Source organism: Streptomyces sp. SID14478 (assembly GCF_010548525.1).
GTDB lineage: Bacteria > Actinomycetota > Actinomycetes > Streptomycetales > Streptomycetaceae > Streptomyces.
On the sequence record NZ_JAAGMG010001360.1, the window covers coordinates 1 to 3271 of the forward strand.

The 3271-nt window shown below is 73.2% G+C and carries 3 protein-coding genes; all 3 read right to left on the reverse strand.

Going from position 1 to position 3271, the window contains the following annotated elements; translation table 11 throughout:
* On the reverse strand, nt 1-841 hold an 841-nt coding region (locus tag G3I40_RS43410), incomplete at its 3' end, for a hypothetical protein (RefSeq protein WP_164560300.1).
* A gap of 32 nt (nt 842-873) precedes the next feature.
* Nucleotides 874-2724, reverse strand: coding sequence for an exo-alpha-sialidase (locus G3I40_RS43415; RefSeq protein WP_164560301.1), 1851 nt, complete (start codon nt 2722-2724; stop codon nt 874-876).
* Nucleotides 2725-2837: 113 nt separating this feature from the next.
* Nucleotides 2838-3271 (reverse strand): zinc-binding dehydrogenase (locus tag G3I40_RS43420; protein ID WP_164560302.1); only part of this gene is annotated, 434 nt, incomplete at its 5' end.

Sequence of the window (3271 nt, forward strand, 5' to 3'; positions counted from 1 at the left end):
CGGCCTGCCACCGCCGGCCGTCCCAGAACCGCCACGCCTTCGCGTCGCCCAGACGGCCGCGCGGCGTGCGCGCGACATAGGCGCGGTGCACGGCGGCCTGCCCGTCGTCCCCGCCGAACACATAGGTCCAGCCGTCCTCGTCGACCGTCGTCGTACCGAACAGGACGCGACGGGCCGGGTCCGGTACCTGCCGCTGGTCGAGGACCTGCGTGATGTTCTCGACGCGCAGGTCCGGCAGCGACAGCGTGGCCACCTCGGTCGCCGTCGGCACGCCGTAGAGGTAGGGCCCGGTCCCGGTCGCGCGCGTCCACAGCAGTACGCGTACGACCTGCTCGTCCGCGCCGGGGGAGCGCGGCTCCACCGCCGCGGCCACCGGCCACCGCCATTCGCCGACCCCGGTGTCCGGGAACAGCGGGGCGGCCACGGTCCGCTCGATCTGCCCCGAACGCCCCATGAGGACCGCGGAGTTGCGCACGAAGGGCGCGCCCGGGTCCCGCCAGGAGTGCGGCTGCCCGTCCGGGCCCGGCGGGGGATGCACACCGCCCAGAAAGGTGTCGGAGAACAGCCAGAGCAGCCGCCCGTCCGGCAGTCGCAGCGAGTGGGTGCCGTCGCCGCCGGTCCAGTCGTCGGTGCGGGCGGGGTCGTCGCCGTAGCGGCTCCAGGCGCCGGTCAGCCCGGCGTCGGGCCGCCAGTCGGCGACCGTACGGGCCTGACAACGGGAGTCGCCCTCCCGGGAAGGAAGGGCGACCACCACGATCACACCGCAGACGACAGCGAGGATCAGCAGGACCAGGGGCGCGGGGAACCGCGCGACCGGCCCCCGCCGGCCGCGAGACGCCACCGCTCGCGATCGGCCCCGCACGGGACGCGACGCTAACGCCCCGAGCGCACCCGATCCAGGGGCAGCCACCACACCGACCGCCCACCGGAGGTGACCCGCACGTCGTCGAGCGCGCCGGTGAAGAACGCCCGGCTGTCCATCCGCTGCCCCACGTGCACCCCGAACGGCGAGTTCCGGCTCACCGAACCGGGCACGTCCGCGGCGCTGCCGACCACCGAACCGTCCACGGTCAACGTCAACCGGCCGTCCGCACGCCGGAGTTCGGCGTGATGCCACGCCCCGTCGTTGTACGCGGCGGAACTGCTCACCGACACGGACCGCGGCGCCTGCGCCCCGTCCCGCACGGTGATCAGTCCGGTGATCCGGTGGGACGCCGGTTCGCCCCGCAGCCACACCTGGGGCTGGGTCGTCCCGATGCCGCCCATCCACAGGAACGGCTGCTCGCCGCTCGTGGCCGCGTACCGGAACGACAGCGAGGCCGTGAAGTCCCGTGTCCCCAGGGCGAGTTCCCTGCGGTACGGCAGGCGGACCGCGTCGTCGACCCCATCGAAGGACAGTGCCCGGCCGGTCGGACCGTCCGTCACCGACGCCCCGCCGAGGACCGCGGCGTCGCGCGCGCCCCGGGCCCGGTCGTCCGTCGTCGGGTCGGCGCCGCGCCGCGGCTTCAGCCGGTCGAGCGTGAACCGGGAGAAGCGGATCTCGTCCCGTGCGTCGACGGCGCCGCCCTCGTACATCAGGCCCACGTGGCCGGAGTCGGCCTGCACCATGTCCGAGTAGCCCGACCAGTCCGTGGTCACCACGGTGCCCCGGTCGAAGCTGTCCCAGGTGCGGCCGCCGTCGTACGAGGACCGGATGGTCATGGTGCGCCGCCGGTCGGGATCGCCCGGGCAGGCGAGCAGCAGCTGCCTGCCGTCCTTGCCGACCGGCACCAGGGAGCCCTGGACCTGCGGCACGTACAGATCGGGGATCGCGGTGAACGGCCGGGCGAACGTCTCGCCGCCGTCCCGGCTGACCGTGTCGGTGCGATGTCCGAGGTCGGTGCCGTCCTGCTCGCGCCCGCTGATGTAGAGCGTGCCGTCGGGCAGTTCCGCGAGGGTCATCTCGGAGGGCTTCTGCCGGAACGTGCCGTCGTCCGCGATCGGCCAGGAGTCCTTCGCGCCGACCCGCCAGTGCGCGCCGTGGTCGTCGCTGATCATCAGGGCCGCGTGGTTGGCGGTGACCCTCCCCACGCCTTGCTCGCCCTGCCACGTCTCCGCGTTGACCGTGAAGACGAGGCGTCCGCGGTGGCGGCCCCCGGTGAGCTGGATGCCGTGCACGGGTCCGGTCGCGTACCAGGAGTTGAAGTCCGGCGGCAGGAGTTCGGCGCTCAGGTCGCGCGGCTGCGACCAGGTGCGGCCGTCGTCGTCGCTGTACTGCATGTGGGGGGTGCGGTCGCACGGCACGTCGCAGCCCTTGCCGTCCGTACGGCCCGTGTTGTACGTCTCCGCGAGCATGACGCGGCCCGTGCGCCGGTCCACGACCGGCGCCGGGTTGCCGTGGGTGTCGCCCCCGCCCGCGTTGACGACCTGGAGCGGGGACCACGTACGGCCGCCGTCCTCGGACCGCTTGACGACGATGTCGATGTCCCCGGCGTCGCCGCAGTCGTTCCTGCGGCCCTCGGCGAAGGCCAGCAGGGTGCCCTTGACCGTCTTGACGACGGCGGGAATCCGGTAGCAGGCGTACCCCGGGTCCTGTGACGCCTTGAACAACACCTGCTGCTCGAAAGGGGGTTGGGGCTCCGCGGCGGTGGCGGCGCGCGCGGCCACCGGAGCGGGCAGTGCTGCGGCGACGGCCAGCGCCGCCACCACCGATCTCAGACGTGTGCGGAAGTTGCTTCTTCGCATGGCGCGGCCCACCCTTCGGGGCGTCCGGACAACCGGACATCCCACGTCCAACGTATGCGCGACAGACGCTACTTGGGCCGCTCGGCGCCCCACAAGAACCGTGCATCAGGGGATCAAGGGATCAGGACCACCTTGCCGAGATTGGCCCGTCCCTCGATCACCTCGTGCGCGCGTGCCGCCTCCTCCAGCGCGAACTCGGCGTGTACACACGGCTTCAGACGCCCCGTCAGAAACAGGTCCCACAACTCCTTGCGCCACTTCTCGTACGTCTCGGGCCGTCCGCGCGCCAGGAGCGCCATCTGGAACCCGATGACCGACTTCGCCCCGGCCAGCAGGTCGTACGCCTCCACGGTCCCGCCGCCCGAGCTGTACGCCACCAGCCGGCCGTACGGTGCCAGCGCGCCGACCGCGGGCTTCAGCAGCGCGCCGCCGACCGCGTCGAGGGCGTAGTCCACGGGTTCGCCCCAGTCCGGCGCGTCGTACGCGACGACGTCGTCGGCGCCGAGCCCGCGCACGAAGTCGGCCTTGCCGAGGTCGGAGACGGCCG